14 protein-coding genes are annotated in these 17,592 nt (G+C 66.0%); 6 read left to right on the top strand and 8 right to left on the bottom strand.

Annotated elements, in window-relative coordinates; translation table 11 throughout:
- Positions 1-80: 80 nt before the first annotated feature.
- A complete protein-coding gene (locus HTZ84_RS04835) occupies positions 81-737 on the bottom strand; it encodes a ribonuclease HI family protein (RefSeq protein WP_174679632.1) in 657 nt (218 codons plus the stop codon).
- Between the two features lie 681 nt (positions 738-1,418).
- On the bottom strand, positions 1,419-1,733 hold the full coding sequence (locus HTZ84_RS04830) for a lycopene cyclase domain-containing protein (protein ID WP_174679631.1): 315 nt from the start codon (positions 1,731-1,733) through the stop codon (positions 1,419-1,421).
- Positions 1,734-1,838: 105 nt separating this feature from the next.
- Here HTZ84_RS04830 and HTZ84_RS04825 point away from each other — a divergent pair, with 105 nt between their 5' ends.
- Positions 1,839-2,996 (top strand): CBS domain-containing protein, encoded by a 1,158-nt coding sequence (locus tag HTZ84_RS04825; protein ID WP_174679630.1) that lies wholly within the window; start codon positions 1,839-1,841, stop codon positions 2,994-2,996.
- 37 nt (positions 2,997-3,033) lie between these two features.
- On the opposite strand, the gene HTZ84_RS04820 is transcribed toward HTZ84_RS04825, so the two are convergent.
- Together HTZ84_RS04820 and radB are read right to left on the bottom strand one after the other, a co-directional pair.
- Positions 3,034-5,280: a beta-glucosidase family protein gene (locus HTZ84_RS04820; protein WP_174679629.1), complete on the bottom strand. Its 2,247-nt coding sequence runs from the start codon at positions 5,278-5,280 to the stop codon at positions 3,034-3,036.
- Positions 5,281-5,345: 65 nt separating this feature from the next.
- Positions 5,346-6,053 (bottom strand): DNA repair and recombination protein RadB, encoded by a 708-nt coding sequence (gene radB, locus HTZ84_RS04815; protein WP_008894942.1) that lies wholly within the window; start codon positions 6,051-6,053, stop codon positions 5,346-5,348.
- Between the two features lie 482 nt (positions 6,054-6,535).
- Here radB and HTZ84_RS04810 point away from each other — a divergent pair, with 482 nt between their 5' ends.
- Entirely contained in the window at positions 6,536-7,366 is an 831-nt protein-coding gene (locus tag HTZ84_RS04810) for a hypothetical protein (RefSeq protein ID WP_174679628.1), read from the top strand.
- Between the two features lie 176 nt (positions 7,367-7,542).
- On the opposite strand, the gene HTZ84_RS04805 is transcribed toward HTZ84_RS04810, so the two are convergent.
- The gene (locus HTZ84_RS04805) at positions 7,543-8,988 is read right to left on the bottom strand and encodes a hypothetical protein (protein ID WP_174679627.1); all 1,446 of its coding nucleotides are present in this window, start codon (positions 8,986-8,988) and stop codon (positions 7,543-7,545) included.
- Between the two features lie 1,166 nt (positions 8,989-10,154).
- Here HTZ84_RS04805 and HTZ84_RS04800 point away from each other — a divergent pair.
- From HTZ84_RS04800 to HTZ84_RS04790, 3 genes are all read left to right on the top strand, one after another.
- A complete protein-coding gene (locus HTZ84_RS04800; protein ID WP_174679626.1) occupies positions 10,155-10,508 on the top strand; it encodes a toxin transporter in 354 nt (117 codons plus the stop codon).
- A gap of 14 nt (positions 10,509-10,522) precedes the next feature.
- The gene (locus HTZ84_RS04795) at positions 10,523-10,876 is read left to right on the top strand and encodes a toxin transporter (protein ID WP_174679625.1); all 354 of its coding nucleotides are present in this window, start codon (positions 10,523-10,525) and stop codon (positions 10,874-10,876) included.
- Between the two features lie 368 nt (positions 10,877-11,244).
- Positions 11,245-11,877 carry a hypothetical protein gene (locus HTZ84_RS04790; RefSeq protein ID WP_174679624.1) on the top strand — a complete coding sequence of 211 codons (633 nt, stop codon included), beginning with the start codon at positions 11,245-11,247 and terminating at the stop codon, positions 11,875-11,877.
- 57 nt (positions 11,878-11,934) lie between these two features.
- Here HTZ84_RS04790 and larC read toward each other — a convergent pair whose 3' ends face one another.
- A complete protein-coding gene (gene larC, locus HTZ84_RS04785) occupies positions 11,935-13,386 on the bottom strand; it encodes a nickel pincer cofactor biosynthesis protein LarC (protein ID WP_174679623.1) in 1,452 nt (483 codons plus the stop codon).
- A 248-nt stretch (positions 13,387-13,634) separates the two neighbouring features.
- Here larC and HTZ84_RS04780 point away from each other — a divergent pair, with 248 nt between their 5' ends.
- The gene (locus tag HTZ84_RS04780; RefSeq protein ID WP_174679622.1) at positions 13,635-15,866 is read left to right on the top strand and encodes a CDC48 family AAA ATPase; all 2,232 of its coding nucleotides are present in this window, start codon (positions 13,635-13,637) and stop codon (positions 15,864-15,866) included.
- Positions 15,867-16,057: 191 nt separating this feature from the next.
- On the opposite strand, the gene HTZ84_RS04775 is transcribed toward HTZ84_RS04780, so the two are convergent.
- Together HTZ84_RS04775 and HTZ84_RS04770 are read right to left on the bottom strand one after the other, a co-directional pair.
- Positions 16,058-16,990, bottom strand: a complete 933-nt coding sequence (locus HTZ84_RS04775; protein WP_174679621.1) for a DMT family transporter — start codon at positions 16,988-16,990, stop codon at positions 16,058-16,060.
- A 137-nt stretch (positions 16,991-17,127) separates the two neighbouring features.
- Positions 17,128-17,493 carry a DUF7344 domain-containing protein gene (locus HTZ84_RS04770; protein ID WP_126661241.1) on the bottom strand — a complete coding sequence of 122 codons (366 nt, stop codon included), beginning with the start codon at positions 17,491-17,493 and terminating at the stop codon, positions 17,128-17,130.
- Positions 17,494-17,592 lie beyond the last annotated feature (99 nt).

The following is a 17,592-nucleotide window of genomic DNA, read 5'->3' as shown; positions in this document are numbered from 1 at the left end:
AGCGATCCGCTCTCTCGAGAGTGTCCGAAGGCGCGGCCTTGCCGCGCCCACAGCGCAAAAGTTCGTTGCGCGGTGGCTCCCTACGACCCGGGTCCGAAGGCCGCGATATCGGCGCCCACCGTCGCCAGCGCGTCGGCTGGGTTCGGGTCGCTGTCGGCCAGATGCGTGTACTGGTGTTCTGGAACGCGCGACAGCGCCGCCGCGACGGCCTCGCTGTACGTCTCGACGCCCGGTTCCGTCGGGTCGTCGCCGCCCCAGACGTCTCGGATGACAGTCATCGAATCGATGCGCACGTCCAGCCTGCGCGGCTCGTAGCGAGCCAACAGTTCGGAGAGCCCGAGCTGGAGGGCGACGTACTCGGCGGTGTTGTTTCCCGTCCGGGAGCCGACGGGGCGGCCGAGACGGGCGAGTTGCTCCTCCGAAGCGTCCATGATGACGGCGCCCGCCCCTGCGGGGCCGGGGTTGCCGCGCGAACTACCGTCGACGTAGAGGACGAACGCGTCGCTCGTCGGCTCGGGGACGGGAGGGCGGGAGAGTCCCGAGTTCAGGAGGCTCTCGAGTGCGGAACGCAGCTCGTTCGGGGAGGTCTCGGGATCGAAGAGACCGCCGTAGCCGGGGACGGCGTCGTCGATGGCGTCGGTGGCGGCCGCCACCTCGTAGCCGACGCCCGCGAGCGCCTCGTCGACGAGCGCGGCGAGCGGCGAGAGGTGTTCGGCCGGGAGGGGATCGTCGGTCATACTAGGTGCCCCTTCGTGCGTCGGTTCCAGACTCTCACGTACTCGCTCCCGGACGCTCTCGTCGGCTGGTCGCACCACTGCATATCGGTCCTCGGTGGTCGAGCGGGATAATCTCTTCCGGTAGCACCGGTGATCGGCCGTTTTGAATCAGTCGATCCCTTGAAATCGTCTTTGGCTGTCACAAACGGCCTGCTGAGTAGTGATAGAGGGCGTAATGCGACGGATCGTGATTTACTCGTTTCTTGTCAAAGCCACCGTACGAGAGACGGGGCATGGGCCTCTCACGACTGTCTAATGCGATTTATCGCATACCCGGACAGGCCAGCGGCTACTGCGAACCACACGACTGCTGGGATTTGTTGGCCTTCGATGATATCGCTACGGCTCATCACACTCCATACGACGAGAACTAGTGAAAACCCGAGTTGCGCCTCGAGGGGGACTCGGATTGATAAATCAGTCCCTGCTGAATCTCTCGCCGTAGTTCAATAGTGGCCGCTGGAAGATAATACCGTTCGTTGGCAGCTAGACGGCGTCAGAGAACAGTTCGTAGATGTAGTTACCGGACCGTTCAGGCCCGTTATAGGAATGGTCTGGGAGAAAGAAACCACGCTACTCTCCACTGGTACCGACGACGAGTCGAACCGGATGCCCGACTGAGACCAGGTCGCGCGACGGTCGTTAGTTCCCGCTCCGTCGCTCACCGAAGATCGTCTCGTGGATGCCGATCACGAGGCCGGGAACGACCGCCATGAAGAGGTGTTCCTCGAGCGGGATGCCGGCGATATCGATCCCGGTTCGGAGTTTGATGTCGAAGACGCCGACGGCGAGCGTGTAGCGGTCCCAGCAGTACGCGATCGGGTACAGCGCGAGGATCGTGACGCCGGCTTTCCGGAGCGCGTTCGCCCGGCGGAGGAGGACGGCGGCGACGGCTCCCCAGAACAGTTCCGTCGCGAGGTAGGTGTACCGGCCGAAGACGCTGATATCGGGCACCATACGGGCGATGTCCATTCCAGTCCTCAAAATGGTCTCCCCTGCGCCCACCCGGCTAAAACGTGCGGTATGTTCAAAAGCCCGGCGGCAGTATACTCCCCCAGAAGGATGAATATCGCTGATATCGCCACCACGGAGTTCATCGAAGTCGACGTCGGGACGCGAATGGGGAAAGTCCGATCCATGTTCGAGGACGGCAACCCCAAGGGGATCATCGTCACTGACGACGGGGAGTACGAGGGCGTCATCAGCGAGCGCGAGGTCCTCCAGTCCCACGTCGAAGACGACGCCAAGGTGGCGGCGCTCATGAAACCCAGTCGGAACGCGCCGGCCCCGCAGGTCGACCGCAACGAGGACGTCCGAGAGACGGCCCGCGTGCTCGTCGAGAGCAACGCGAAGGTCGCCCCGGTCTTCGAGAACGACGATCTCTGGGGCGTCATCACCGACGACGCCATCCTCGAGGCGGTCCTCGAAAACCTCGATACGCTCACGGTCGAGGACATCTACACCGCCGATCCGGTCACGCTCGAGGAGGACGACGGGATCGGGCGGGCGATCAACCAGCTGCGCGAACACGGCATCTCCCGACTGCCCGTGCTCAACGAGAACGGCTACCTCTCGGGCGTCGTGACGACCCACGATATCGCCGACTTCGTCATCCGGGAAAACCACACGACGACGACCGGCGACCGGGTCGGCGACACCCAGCGACTGCTCGACGTCCCCGTCTACGACATCATGGCCAGTCCCGTCGAGACGACGACGCTGGACGCCACCGCTCAGGAGGCCGTCAAGACGATGCTCGACAACGACTACGCGGGTCTGATCGTCACCCCCGAGGACGACGATCGGATCGTCATCGGCGTCATCACCAAGACCGACGTCCTGCGCGCGCTGACGTTCACCGAAGAACAGCGCATGGACGTCCAGATCACCAACATCTCGATGCTCGATACGATCACCCGAGAGGGGATCGTCGAGAACATCGAGGACGTCGTCGACAAGTACCAGGACATGCAGGTCCAGCACGCCCACGTCCGGTTCAAGGAACACCAGGAGAAACTCCGCGGGACGCCGCTGATCCACTGTCAGATCCGCCTGCGAACCAACAAGGGGCAGATCGCCGGCACCGGCGAAGGCTACGGCTCCGAGAACGCCTTCCGCGTCGCCATCGACAAACTCGAGCGCAACGTCCTCGAAGTCAAGGGCGTCACCAGCGACGAGGAGTACCGCGGCCAGCTGCTCCGGAAGCTGAACGAACTCTAGAGCGCGGGTACATCCGCGGCCGCTCCCGGACCGCGCGTTAGGGCGTCGCGCCGTCCTCGAACTCGAGATCGACCGTTTTTCGCACGTCCCGCGCCGAGCGGGCCAGTTCGACGGTGTAGGTTCCGGAATCGATCACCCAGCCGTCGGCCGCGTCGTACCGGCCGAGCGCTCTATCGGCGAGGTCGATTTCGACCGTCCGCGTCTCGCCGGCGGGGACGGGAACCGACTCGAAGCCGGCGAGTTCTCGCGTCGGCCGCTCGACCGCGGTCGATTCGGGGGGCCGGACGTACGCCTGCACCACCTCGCGGCCGTCCCGGTCGGCGCCGTTCTCGACGGTGACGCGGACCGTCCGGTCGTCGACGACTGCCGCGTCGCGGTACGCGAAGTCGGCGTAGGAGCGACCGTGACCGAACGGGTACGTGGGCTCGGTGTCGACGGAGTCGCGGTCGAAGTGGCGGTAGCCGACGAACAGTCCCTCCTCGTAGTGCGCTTCGTCGTCGACCCCGGGGTACCGGCGCTCGTCTGCCGTCGGGTACGTCCCTTCGGGGGCGAACGTAACCGGTAGGCGCCCCGACGGATCGCGGTCGCCGTACAGCACCGACGCGACCGCCGCCCCGTCGGCCTGTCCGGGGTACCACGCCTCGAGGACGGCGTCGACGTCCTCGCGCCACGGGAGTTCGACGGGGCCGCTCGACTGGACGACGACGACCGTCTCCGCGGCCGCGCCGGCGACCGCCTCGACGAGTTCGTCCTGCCGGCCCGGCAGCCGAAGCGAGTCCCGGTCCTTCCCCTCGGTCGTCCGGTCGCGGACGAAGACGACCGCGACGTCGGCGTCGCCGGCGGTCCGGACCGCGGCGTCGATATCGGGGTCGGCCGCGTCGATGCCGATCCCCGCGTCCGCCTCCGGCTCGTCGAGCTCCTCGCTGTCGACGAACGGCAGCGCGTCGAACAGCGAGAGGTCCGGAATCGGCTCGCAGCCGCGGGCGACCGTCACCGCGCCGTCGGCCCGCGACTCCATCCCGGCCGCCGGACTCGTCGACCGGAACGGCGTCGTCTCCGAGGAGCCGCCGCCCCCGAGTTTCGCCTCGTGGACGTTCGGGCCGACGACGGCGACGTCCGCCTCGTCCTCGAGCGGGAGGACGCCGTCGTTCTCGAGCAGGACGGTCCCCCGGGCGGCGATCCGCTCGGCGAGGTCGCGGTGGGCGGGCGTATCGATGGCTCCGGCGTCGTCGCCGTCGCCGTCGCCGTCGCCATCGCCGTCACTGCCGGCGCTTCGATCGTCAGCGTCGTTCTCGAGGCGGCCGATCCGCTCGAGTTGCCCGAGGATCCGCCGGACCATGTCGTCCAGCCGCTCGGCCGGCACCTCGCCGGCGTCGATCGCGTCGGCCAGCGGGTCGCCGAACAGATCTCCCGTCGTTCCGTCGGGGAGTCCGCCCATTATCTCGGCGGCCTCGCCCTCGAGGTCGGCCCCGTCGAACGAGCCGTCTCCCTCGTCTCCGTCGTCGCCGACGCCACCGAACCCGCCCTCGATCGCGACGCCGGGCATCTCGAGGTCCAGGCCCGCGTTCGCGGCGCCGACGGTGCTTTCGGTGCCGTACCAGTCCGAGACGACGTAGCCGTCGAACCCCCACTCGCCCTTGAGCACGTCGTCGACGAGGCGGTCGTGATCGCTCATGTACGTCCCGTTGACGCGGTTGTAGGCGGTCATCACGGAGCCGGTACCGGCCTCGACGGCCGCCCGGAACGGCCGCAGATACAGTTCGCGGAGCGTCCGTTCGTCGACCTCGCTGCTGACGCGGACGCGGTCGGTCTCCTGGTTGTTCGCGACGTAGTGTTTGACCGTCGCGACGACGTCCTCGTCCCGGATCCCGTCGACCGCGCCCGCCGTCGTTTCGGCGGCCAGCAGCGGCTCCTCCGAGTAGTACTCGAAATTGCGTCCGCAGTGGGGGACTCGGATCAGGTTCGCGCCGGGCGCGAGCAGCGCGTCCTGCTCGAGCGCCCGCGCCTCGCGGGCCATCGCCGCGCCCTTCTCGCGCGCGAGGTCGGGGTCGAACGTCGCCGCGACGGCGATCGACGCCGGGAACGCCGTCGCCCGCTCTCCCTCGGCGCGAACCCCGAGCGGGCCGTCGACCAGCCGGAAGGGCGGAACGTCGAGTCGCTCGACGCCGGGCAGGTAGCCCGTCGCCGTCCCCGCGGGATCGCCGCGGCCGCTGACCAGGCGCAGTTTCTCCTCGCGGGTCATCGATGCGAGTAGTTCCTCGACGCGTCCGGAACCGTCGGTCATGTCATCCAATTGGTGCGTGGCCCGGTAACTGTTCGGGAGGCGGCTATCGTGACCGAAAATTCGCGCTACTGGCGCATCGACTCGTCGCCGCCCTCGAGTCCCCGGTCCGTGATCCGGAACTGGACGGACTCGCCGACCGCCTTCGAGCGGTGTTTCTCCAGCGTCGCCCGTCGGTTCCCGCCGCGGAACCGCTCGAGGCGGAGGACGACGCCGGTCCAGTGCTCTAACGTGTTCCCGCCGAGCGCGCGCGTGCGATCGGCGTCGGGATCGGCGAAGACCTGGTTCGTCAGGACCACCGCGAGGTCGTGCTTGCGGGCCAACGAGAGGAGGTGGGTCACCTGTCGGGCGACGCTGCGCAGCGCCTCGCCGCCGTCGCTCTCGCCGGTGCGCTCGAGTCGGTAGAAGCCGGTCGCGCTGTCGAGGACGATCAGGTCCGCGCGTTCGGCGAACTCCTCGGTGTCCCGGACGGCCTCGGACTGTTCCTCGAAGTCGACGGCGTCCTCGATGACGATCCGCGAGGCGACGGCCTCGACGTCCTCGTCGTCGACCCGGGCCGAGAGCAGTTGCTGGAAGCGGTCGACCGAGACGCCCTCGGTGTCGACGTAGACCGCGGTCCCGCCGGCGACGGCCGTCTCGACGGCCGCCGACAGCGCGAGGTTGGTCTTCCCCGCCGCGGGCGGGCCGTACACCTGCGTGACGGTTCCGCGTTCGAACCCCCCGCCGAGTAACTCGTCGACCGGGCCACAGCCGGTCGGTATCGCCTCGTCGTTCACGGTTCGAGTTGGCAGGTGGCCCGCAAAAAGCCCCCGGAACGGGCCGGTGAGCGATCGCGAACGGTCGAGCGGCCTCGAGCGGACGTGAGACGGTCCCGATCGCCGAGTCGCGACGGCGGATCGAAGGACGCTTCGGCGGGACCGATACGCGTTCGCTATCGGACGCGAGAGCGCTCGCGAGAAGACGATTACTCGTTCAGTCGACCGGGTGAACGACCGATGCCGGTGGTTCCGACGCGACCACAGTTAGGGCAGTTATAGTACGTTTCGGGCCCTCGATGTGCCGTTTCGCTCCGCTTGATTTCGGCGGATCCGCAGAAGGGGCAGTAGCTGATATCGCTGACAGTCATCTGTGGCTGAAAATCGCCGAGTCAGGATATATACGTTGAGACGATATCGAGCGATGAGCCGCGGACGGGCGCGTCGAACGACGCGTGAGCGGTTGCTGTACGTTTATTCCTCCGGAAGACGAACCTCGAGGCGTGATCGTCGTCGCCACAGCAGATTTCGAGGTGTACCACGGCGTCGTCAACGAACTCCGGGAGCGCGGGACCCAGTTCACGACCGTCGAGCCCGACGAGGAACTCCCGGAGCGGACGACGGTGGTCGTCACCGGCGCCGACCACGCCGACGACTTCGCGACCGTGACGACCGTCGTCGCCGATCCGGACCATCCGCGACGCGCCGTCGACCAGGCCCTGGCCGCGGTCCGGGGCAACGGCGGCCGAACCATCATCGGCGTCGATCCGGGCCGGAAACCCGGTATCGCCGTCCTCGCGGGGGAGATGGTCGTCGCCGCCTTTCAGGTGCCCCTTTCCGACGCCGTGGACGTGATCCAGCGCGAGGCCGACGAGGCGACCAATCCGGTGGTGCGCGTCGGGGACGGCGCCCGCCTCCAGAGCGCCAAACTCGTCAACGATCTCGAGGACGTGACGGTCGAACTCGTCGACGAGACGGGGACGACGCCGTACCTCGGAACCGGCTCGCGGGGGATGGGCGACGTCCTCGCGGCGGCCAACATCGCTCGGCTCGAGGGGGAGGTCGTCGACTCGCGGGATATCGAACCGACCGCCGGCGAGCTACAGGTGATCAAGGATCGCTCGCGCGAGCAAAGCGAGGAGAATCGGGCGATCGACGAGGTGTTGGCTCGACGGGTCGCGGCCGGCGAGTTGACGATCGACGAAGCGCTCTCGGAGCACCGTACCGATGGCGACAGCGACGACGCCGGCAGCACCGAGGACGATACGGACGACACTGGCGACGACGCGACGGCGATGCCGTCGGATGCGAACGGAGATACAGATCGCGAGTAACAGCGGCTGCTAACCGACTTTTGACGGTCGAGACGGACTCGCTCGTCTCAGTTAGGATCGACTCGAGTCAGCGCCGTCTCGATTGCGATCGGCTCGAGTCAGGGTCGTCTCGACGCGAGGCGCTACGTCGGCGACGCGGTCGTCGAAGAGAAAAAGCGATCGATCGGGAATCGCCGTTACGGCGCGATCCAGACGTTCGACGCGGCGACGGCGGACATCTGGACGTTCTCGTTCTCCTGCATGCTCACCTGCGTCGCGGCGGCGTCCCCGTCATCTTCGGCGACGGCGATCGCCGAGTGCTGTTCGTTGACGTTCTCCTGGGTCACGAACTGGGTCTGCTCGAGGGCGGCCGTCGCGTCCTGCGTGACGTCGCTGTTCTGCTCGGCGCTGGTGTCGTAGTCGTAGGACATGCCCGGCGCGTTCTCGACGTCGTTGCCGCCGACGGTGACGGTCGTACTCGAGGTCTGCGCCTCGGTGTCGTACGTGTGGCCCGGCGACGCGTACACGTTGAGCGCGGCGGCGGTGCCGATCTGTGCGTTGTAGTTCCGCTGGGTGGCCATCTGGACGGCCTCGGCCTCGCTGTCGTTGACAGCGATGGCAACGGCCGTGTTCTGGAGGTTGATGTTGAGCTGCTCGACGGCCTGCTCCTGCTCGACGCTGGTCGTCGCGGTCTGGGAGTCGTCCTTGTCCTTCTTGTTCTTGGACGGCGTCTCCGTGTCGACGACGCTGCTGTCGCCGGCGGACGCGACGTTCATCTCGCCCATCGAGGCGAGCAGGTTGGCGGCGTTGGCGGAACCGGTCTGTTCGTTGAGGTTGGTCTGGTCGGTGACCTGGATCGCCGTCGCGGTGCTGTTCTCGCCGACGGCGATGGCGACGGCGGCACCCTGTTCGTTGACGTTCGTCTGTTCGACGGCCTGCTGCTGGGTCAGCCAGGTGTTCGCGCTCTGCTCGGTGTACTCGCCCTGGCCGGCGTAGATGTTCGACGCGTTGGCGGCGCCTTCCTGCAGGTTCTGGTTGTGCTGGTCGGTCTGCTGGAGGGCCGTCGCCGAACTGTTCTCCGCGGCGAGGGCGAAGGCGACGCTTTGTTCGTTGTAGTTCCCCTGCGCGACGTCCTGGGTCTGGGTCACGCTGGCCTCGGCGGACTGCGTGACGGTCTTCTTGTCGCCCTTCTCCGTGGCGACGCCCCAGCCGTTGAACTGCTGGCTGCCGTCGTCGCCCATGATCATGTAAACGGTGCCGACGTCTTCGAACTGAGTCGTCTGGCTGCTGACGACGTTGTTCTCGGCCGACGCCTCGCCGGTCTGGGAGTTGGCGTTGAGCTGGTTGGCTTCCTGGATGGCGGTCGCCTCGCCGCCGTCGATCGCGATCGACACCGCCTCACCCTGCTCGTTGATGTTCACCTGGTCGACGTTCTGGTGCTGGACGACCTCGGTGTCGCTCATCTGGTCCGCGTTCAGTTCCTCGGACGCGTGAGCGTCGATGTACTCCTCGAGGGTCGTTTCGTCGAGATCGGCGCCGAAGACCAGGTAGAGGTCTTCGCCGTCCTCGAGCGCGTGAACCGAATCGGCCTGAACGTCGTCGTTGCCGCCCGCCATCGCGGCTGGCGCGCCGGCGGCCAGCATCGATATGGAAACGATACAGGCCATCAATACTGTCGTATACCGTGAGCGTCTCGTGTCTTCCTCTGTCATGGTAGCTCTGATTTTCGATCGTGAGTTTGTTTTGTCGCTGAACGATTCGACGCGAACGGTCCTATCCCAAAGACAGACTTTGTTATCTACAGGTTGGAAATCGTATTAGTCGTCCTACTAACTAGAACTCGTCCGCTACTCGCGGAAACGACCGTCTACCTCCGCCAGACGACCGCTCAGACGGCCGATTACGCGCCGCCGTCCGGAGGAGTCGACGGATCGATACGCGATACGGCACTACGACCGACTCGTGTTCGAAATTCTTTGGTTCGAGAAGCTTCTTCGATAACGAAACCCAAAACTACCGACGATAGTAGTGATCGAATGACCGTTTCACGATCGAGGGGAGATTCAGCGCGCGGTAATCGACAGTGAACGTGAACGGTTACCATCGATGGCGAGGAGACGCCGGCTTCAACGGCGGCCGCGATCGGCACGCGCGACGACTGCCGTGGCGATCGCGGCGCCTCCCGACGCGATGCAGTCCGACGCTCGCCGGACGGGCCGAGAAGGGGACACCGACGATCAGCGCCGGGGACGGGAGCCGGGGTCTCGAAGCCGATCGATCCGTCACCGCTGCCGGATCAACGATTCTCGCGCGATGAGTCCGCAGCGTGTACACGCGACGATGCCGGATTACGCGACCTCAGAGCGGTGATCAATCGACTCTCGAGGCCGTCGAACCGACGGTATCGAGGAGCGCACGTTCGTTCACGCTGACGAACTGTTCCCGTCCCGGAGACTATTACGACGCCGCGATCAAAGTTACAGCCGATCTACACGAGCTATTTCGAAGACGGCGCGGAATCAGTTCTGCGGGAAATTCCGGCAGTAGCGAATATCTATCCGCATCGGCACAAATATTACACACCTTTCATTAAATTTCCTACTCGTCCTAACGATTGTAACTGTTCGCAATATCGGCTATACATCGTAACCGTTGGGCGGTTTAATACGGAACCCGGCTGTTGTCCCGACTGGGCAACACGGCACGTTGGACGCTCGAGACGGCTGGATTCGCGAGCCGTGCGACGCGAATCGGTCACGATGGAGTGGTGCTCGAGCGTCCATGCGTGTGTGGGTGCCCATGATCAACCATGAAACGCGCAATCTCGATGCTGCTGGCGATCGCACTGGCGTGTAGCTTCGTGTTCGCAGGCGGAGCTGCTGCACAGGTCAACGACATCGATCAGGATACCGACCAAGACGCGGACCTCTATCAGAAGGCGGACGCGGACGTGAAGCAGTACCAGGACGTCGACCAGAAGAACATCGGTCTGCAGGGCGGTAACGTCGCGTACGCAGCGTACGGCGACGCCACGGCCCAGAACAACCTAGACCAGTCGAACCTCAACGTGCAGTACGGTGAGGCCGAGGCCGAGAACGAAGGCGAAATCGACCAGGACGCCGACCAGGAAGCTGAGAACGAGTTCGAGTTCGACGTCTTCTAACTAACTGATCAACAATGAAACGCGCAATCTCGATGCTGCTGGCGATCGCACTGGCGTGTAGCTTCGTATTCGCAGGCGGTGCGGCTGCACAGGTCAACGACGTCGATCAGGATATCGACCAAGACGCGGACCTCTACCAGAAGGCAGACGCGGACGTGAAGCAGTACCAGGACGTCGACCAGACGAACTACGGTCAGCAGGGCGGTAACGCCGCGTACGCAGTGTTCGGCGACGCCACGGCCGAGAACAACCTAGACCAGTCGAACGTCAACGCGCAAATCGGTGTCGCTGAAGCCGAGAACGAAGGCGAAATCGACCAGGACGCCGACCAGGAAGCCGAGAACGAGTTCGAAGTCGACTTGTTCTAGAGACACCCGGCTTCGTTCACTTATTTTTAGCCGTCCGGATCGCCGCGGACCGCAGTTGTGCTCCCGAGCAGCCGACGGTAGGCGGTTCGTCGGAATAGGTCACGAGTAACGATCTAGTCGCGTCAGAAAGCACAGCGAGAACACGCTCTCCGATCCGGGACCGCGTTCGACTCACGTGCGGACGCGAAAAACGTCGAATAACACGCCGTAGGGTCGTTTCCCACGCCGGTCTCGCGAACCGATGCCGTCGCGTTAGCCGTCGGTTAGCAGACGGATATCGACGAAACGGTTCTATTGATTAATGTCCGAATCCGCCGACGAGTGAGACGCTGGGGTCGGGTAACGTGCCTCGGTGTGCTAACTGAACCATGAATCAACGAACCGCGATAGCGCTGACGATCGGACTCGCGGCAGCGGCGGTCGTCGCCGCGGGTGCAACGGTGATCGCTGCACCCGGCGACCCCGTCAGCGATTCGACCGAAAACACATCAGAAACCATGACAGAAACCGAATTCTCGTGGGGTACGGTACTCCACGAAACCGACGCCGAAACCGGCGACACCGACGTCGAAGTGATCGTCGACGCCGACGATGCCGTCTCGATATCGACGATAACGGCCCCCAATGCGACGGATATACGCGGCGACGAAGCGACTGCGGACGGTGCAGCCGTCGAGTCGTTCCCCTGGGGGGCAGTGATCCACGCGACCGATTCCGACACCGGTGCGACCGATATCGAAGTGATCGTCGACGCCGATAATGACGTCTCGGTTTCCGTGACGTCGGTCTCCGAAGACGGCGTTCGGACGTCGACATCGTCCGTCACGTCCACGAGCGAAACGAGCACGAGCGGGACGAGCGTCTCGCAGTCGACCGTTTCGTCGACGACGGTCTCCAGCTCGTCAGTGACCAGTAGCTCGACCGACGTCACGCAATCGTCGAACTGGACCGACGACGAATCGATCGAGATCGATATCGATACCGAGACGGAGGACGACTAGCTCGAGCGGATACGCCGCTCCGGGATGCGGCTTCCGAGCCCCGCTGATTCCGGTTTTCTAGTGCCCCTGTTCGTCCAGCACCGCTCGCTCCGCGCGGCGGGTGACCTCGCGGATCGGGACGTCGGTCTCGCGCGCGACCGCCAGCGCGTCGTCGTGCTCCGCGCTCACGTCGTACACCTCGCCGTCCGCGTCGCTGGCGATTTTCACGGTCACCTCGTAGGTTTCGCCGTCGATCTCGAGGGCCACCGTCTCGAACGCCCGATTCGCGATCCACCGGTGGGTCGCGCCGGCGTCCCGGACGCCCAGCGTTCCGGTCTCTTCGGCCAGCGCTCGAGCGACCCGTTCCCGATCCGCGGGCTTGCAGATCACCTTCACGAGGTGGCCGGGACGGGACTTCTTCATCGTCGCCGGCACGATCGAAACGTCCCGCGCGCCCGCGTTGGCCAGCGTCTCCTGCAGGCCGCCCAGCACCTCCGGCGTCGCGTCATCGAGGTTCGTCTCGAGGACGGCGATATCGTCCTTCACGAGTTCCCCCTGCGCGTCGCCGATCAGGACCCGGAGAACGTTCGGGTGGGGATCGAGGTCGTAACCGCCGGCGCCGTAGCCGACCCCGCGGAGATCGAGCGACGGCAACGAGTCGACGCCGTCGGCGAAGTGACCCAGAATGGCGGCGCCGGTGGGCGTCAGCAGTTCGGCGTCGACCGGGCCGCCGCGAAGCGACCAGTCCGCGCGCTCGGCGATCTCGACGACGGCCGGCGTCGGGACGGGGTACTCGCCGTGGCTCATCGAGACGCTACCGCCGCCCGTCGCGAGCGGTGTCGTGACGATCCGATCGGGCTCGAGGTCGTGGACGAGGAGGGCGGCGCCGACTACGTCGGCGATGGCGTCGTCGGCTCCTACCTCGTGGAAATGGATCTCCTCGAGGGACTCGCCGTGGACGCTGGCTTCGGCCTCGCCGAGCAGTTCGAAGATAGCGAGCGCGTCGCGTTCGACCGCCGGCTCGAGGTCCATCCCCGCGACGATGTCGCGGACCTCGCGGTAGCTCCGGTGGGGGCCGTGGCCCTCGGCGCGGACGCCGTCTCCGCCAGACTGAGCGTCGTCGTGGGCGTGGGTGTGGCCGTCATTGCCGTGGTCGTGGTGGTGGTTGTGGCCGTCGTCGCCGTGGTCGTGCGCTTGGGTATGGCCGTGGTCGTGACCGTGGTGGTCAGCCCCGTCGTGGTCGGCATCGCCGTGGTCGGCATCGCCGTGGTCGTGACCGTGGCCGTCGTCGCCGTGGGACCCCCCGTCGCCGTCGGGCCCGCCGGGATCCGCCGCCGAATCGTCGGTCAGGAACACGTCGACCGTCGTCGACGAGATACCACACTTGACCGTCTCGTCGATTTCGTACGCCACCGCGAGGTCGTCCGTCACGTCCTCGAGGACGTCGGGATCGGCGCCGGCATCGAGCAGCGCGGCGAGGATCATATCGCCGCTTGCGCCCATCCGGCCGTCGAACGCGAGGAGTTGCATAGCTAGGTCGCCGGGTGGAACGATCAAAAAGGCATCCTCTCGGTGCGACTCCCACGGAGGACGACCGGTCCCGCGCCGCGTTCTCGAGGCGGTGTCGGTACCACCAAAACCGACCGATGCCGGTACATCTATGTACGCTGCCGTACCAGTTAGATGTGGTATCAACTAGCATAGGCAACGACGTAGGCTAGCAAAAAACCTATCCGCTCACGAAGCGGAATCACTGACATCGCCGTCCATCCCGAATCATGAACGAAGTTCAACTGGAGGTTGCGAAGGCGTACCCGAACGACTCGGGTCGTGGTATCGCCCGACTCGACCCGGACACGCTGTTGCATCTGAAGCTGAGTCCGGGCGACATCATCGAAATCGAAGGCGCCGACACCACCGCCGCGAAGGTGTGGCGCGCCGACCGGCAGGACTGGAACACCGATACGGTCCGCATCGACGGGTTCACCCGTCAGAACGCCGACGTGGGGATCGGCGAACGCGTAACGATCCGGAAGGCGGAGGCCACGAAGGCGGATAAGCTCACCCTCGCGCCCCCCGAGGAAGCGTCGGTCCAGTTCGGTTCCGACGCCGCCGGCATGGTGAAACGCCAGATCTTGAAGCGGCCGGTCGTCGGTCGCGACATCGTCCCGGTCATGTCCTCGACGAACCATCCGTTCATGCGGTCGCCCGGCCAGGCGATCCCGCTCATCGCCGTCGAGACGGAACCCGAGGGCGTGGTCCTCATCACCGAGGACACCGACGTCGAGCTCCGCGAGGAGCCGATTTCGGGCTTCGAGAAGACCGGCGGCGGCATCACCTACGAGGACATCGGCGGCCTGCAAAGCGAGATCCAGCGGGTCAGGGAGATGGTCGAACTCCCGATGAAACACCCGCAGATCTTCAAGAAGCTCGGCATCGAGCCCCCGCAGGGCGTCCTGCTCCACGGGCCGCCGGGCACCGGGAAGACGCTGCTCGCGAAGGCCGTCGCCAACGAGACCTCCGCGAGCTTCTTCTCGATCGCGGGCCCGGAGATCATCTCCAAGTACTACGGCGAGTCCGAACAGCAGTTACGGGAGATCTTCGAGGACGCGACCGAGGAGTCGCCGTCGATCATCTTCATCGACGAACTCGACTCCATCGCGCCCAAACGGGAGGACGTCACCGGCGAGGTCGAGCGCCGCGTCGTCGCCCAGCTGCTGACCATGATGGACGGCCTCGAGTCCCGCGGTCAGGTCATCGTCATCGCGGCGACCAACCGCGTGGACTCGGTCGACCCCGCGCTGCGCCGGCCGGGCCGGTTCGACCGCGAGATCGAGATCGGCGTCCCGGACGAGGTCGGCCGCGAGGAGATCCTGCAGATCCACACCCGCGGGATGCCCCTCTCGGACGACGTCGACCTCGGTCACCTGGCCGACGAGACCCACGGCTTCGTCGGCGCCGACATCGAGTCGCTGACCAAGGAAGCCGCGATGAAGGCCCTGCGCCGGTACCTCCCCGAGATCGATCTCGACGAGGAGGACATCCCGCCGAGCCTGATCGACCGGATGATCGTCAAGCGCCAGGACTTCCGCGGCGCCTTGAACGAGGTCGAACCCTCGGCGATGCGGGAGGTGCTCGTCGAACTCCCGAAGATCTCCTGGGACGACGTCGGCGGCCTCCACTCCGCCAAGGAGCAGGTCCAGGAGTCCGTCGAGTGGCCCCTCTCGAACCCCGAGCGGTTCGACCGGCTGGGCGTCGATCCGCCGGCCGGCGTCTTGCTGTACGGGCCGCCGGGCACCGGGAAGACGCTCATGGCGAAAGCGGTCGCCAACGAGACCAACGCGAACTTCATCTCGGTGCGCGGTCCGCAGCTCCTCTCGAAGTGGGTCGGCGAATCGGAGAAGGCCATCCGGCAGACCTTCCGCAAGGCGCGGCAGGTCTCGCCGACGGTGATCTTCTTCGACGAGCTCGACGCGCTCGCGCCGGGCCGGGGCGGTGAAACCGGCTCGAACGTCTCCGAGCGGGTCGTCAACCAGCTCCTGACCGAACTCGACGGGCTCGAGGAGATGGAGAACGTGATGGTCATCGGCGCGACCAACCGGCCGGACATGATCGACCCCGCGCTGCTGCGCTCGGGGCGGTTCGACCGGCTGGTCATGATCGGCGAACCCGACGTCGACGGCCGCGAGCGGATCCTCGAGATCCACACGCAGAACACGCCGCTGGCCGCGGACGTCACGCTGCGCGAGATCGCCGAGATCACCGACGGCTACGTCGGCAGCGACCTCGAGTCGATCGCCCGCGAGGCGGCCATCGAGGCGCTGCGCGAGGACGAGGAGGCCGACATCGTCGAGATGCGCCACTTCCGGCAGGCCATGGAGAACGTCCGGCCGACGATCACCGACGACATCCTGGACTACTACGAGCAGATCGAAGAGGAGTTCCAGGGCGGCGGATCGGGCGGCCCCGGACCGACGGGTCGCCGCGACAGTCGGATCGGCTTCCAGTAATCGCACCCTCGGGCTCGGGCTGGACGCGTTCGCGTTATTTTTCGCGGTTTTCGACCGACGAGCAGTCGCCTCTCGGAGCGGCGTCTGAACTGAGCCCCGCTATCGATGGGAGACCAGCCGATAGCGACTCGAGTTTTCTCTCCCAACCCGCGCCGTACGCCGGTCGCGGGAGTTTCCGATCGGTCGTCGGCTCACTCGCTCGAAGATCGACCCGGATCCAGCGCGTGTCCGAACTCCTCGCGCAGCGCCCGTCGCTTGACGAGGACGAAGCCGACCGCGATGAAGCCGAAGCCGGCGGCCGTCGTCGCGTCGACGACTTCCCCGAGGTAGAGCCAGCCGACGACGGCGGCGACGATCGGCGCGACGTAGGAGACCATGTTGATCTCGACGGCGCCCAACCGCTCGAGCAGATCGAAGTAGAGCAGGAAACCCAGCGCGCTGGCGACCAGCGACAGGTAGCCCAGCGCGCCGAGCGCCTCGGGACGGGTCCACGTCGACGGCTCGAGCGGCTCGCCGAGCGCCAGGCTGACGCCGTGCATCAGGACGGCGCCGCCGAGCATCGACCAGGCCTCCATGGTCTCGATCGGGAGCGAGGCGTCGATCCGGCGAGTGAGGACGCTGCCCAGCCCGAAGGCGGCCGCCGCACAGAAGACGAGTCCCGTCGCGACGGCGTCGACCGACAGCAGGTTCGCGGGATCGGGGCGCGCGACGACCGCGACGCCGAGCAGGCCGACCAGGAGGCCGCCGACGCCGACCGGGGAGAGCGCGTCCGAGGGGACGAGCAGGCGGGCGAACCCGGTGGTCAGCACCGGCGAGAGGCTCACGACGATCGCGGCCGCGGCCGCCGTCGTGTGTTGCTGGCCGACGAAGAGGAAGGCGTGGTAGGCCGCGATCAACAGGACGGCGCCAACGGCGACCAGCGACCACTCGCTGCGGCCGCGAGGTCGCCAGTCGTCGACCGCGACGGCGGCGTAGGCGAGCATCAGGACGCCAGCGATATCGTACCGGAAGGCGGCGAACAACACCGGCGGGAAGTGGTCGAGGCCGGCGCTGATCGCGACGAACGCGGAGCCCCAGACGGTTGCGAGCGCGAGAAAGCGAACGAGATTTCGAAAGCGGCTCATACCGGCCGTCTCGTCGGCACGGTTCTACGCGTTTCGATTCGAAACCGGGAGTCGACGGACGGGATCGAAAAAGATCGGACGCTGTACGGAATGGACGGCCGCTGTACGACGAGCTGCGTTACCGCGACGCTCGAGGGTTAGAGCGACGGCAGTTCGCGGATCTCCGGCTCCTCCTCGGTCTGCCGGAACTGCTCGAGCAGCGGCTTGATGTCGTCGAACCCGTCGGCGAGGACGATGTCGCCGTTGCGGAGGTCGTACTCGATGATGTCGTAGTCGGCGAGTCGCGGGAGGTGGTTGTGAACCAGCGAGACGTAGACCCGCTGTCGATCCTCCTTGTCGATCTCGACGGGGTGGACGTCGAACTCCCAGGCGGCGATCCGGGTGACGACGTCCTCGAGGTGGGCGCCGCGGTTCTCGGCGAGCTGGTAGAGCAGGTATCGGCGTTCGGACTCGGCGAGAAGGGAGCAGGCCGCTTCCATCCGGGTGGCGTTCGCGTCGTTCATACTCGATCAAGGCGACCAGCCATATTACACCTACTGCCAACACAGATAGGGACGATCGGCTGAACAGTTCGCTCGCGCCGTCCCGAAACCCGCCGACGG

It is taken from the genome of Haloterrigena gelatinilytica (genome assembly GCF_013342145.1).
GTDB classification, from domain to species: Archaea; Halobacteriota; Halobacteria; order Halobacteriales; family Natrialbaceae; genus Haloterrigena; species Haloterrigena gelatinilytica.
Note: the sequence above shows the minus strand (reverse complement) of the source record. Positions and strands in the feature narration are given on the sequence as shown.